The 444-nt window shown below is 69.8% G+C and carries 1 pseudogene; it reads left to right on the forward strand.

Features of this window, described 5'->3' with window-relative positions:
• Positions 1-444 (forward strand): annotated as a pseudogene (locus AC5RVV_RS18125) (oligopeptidase B); the annotation flags it as partial.

Consider the following 444-nt stretch of genomic DNA (forward strand, 5'->3'; position numbering starts at 1 on the left):
AAGGCGACGCAGCGCGCGCAGCCGGGGCGGCCGCCGTCGAACCCGCCTTCGACGAACAGCTCTATACCTGCCACGTCAGCGCCGCCGAGTTCGAGGCGCCGGTGCTGCGCCTGTCCTACACCTCCTTCGTCACTCCGCCGCGGGTCTACGATTACTTCCCGGCGGCCGCCGGGGAACCGGCGGAGCGGGCGGCACTGCACCTGCGGAAGGAGACTCCTGTGCTGGGCGGGTACGACGCCGGCCGGTACGTTGCGGAGCGCGACTGGGCTGTCGCTGCGGACGGGACCAGGATCCCGCTCTCGATCATCCGGCGCGCGGACCTGAAGCGGGACGGCACCAATCCGGTGCTCCAGTATGCCTACGGCTCCTACGAGGTCAGCATGGATCCGGGGTTCTCGATCGCCCGCCTGTCCGTGCTGGACCGCGGGATCATCTTCGTCATCG

It is taken from the genome of Arthrobacter sp. MDT2-34-1, from assembly GCF_059091365.1.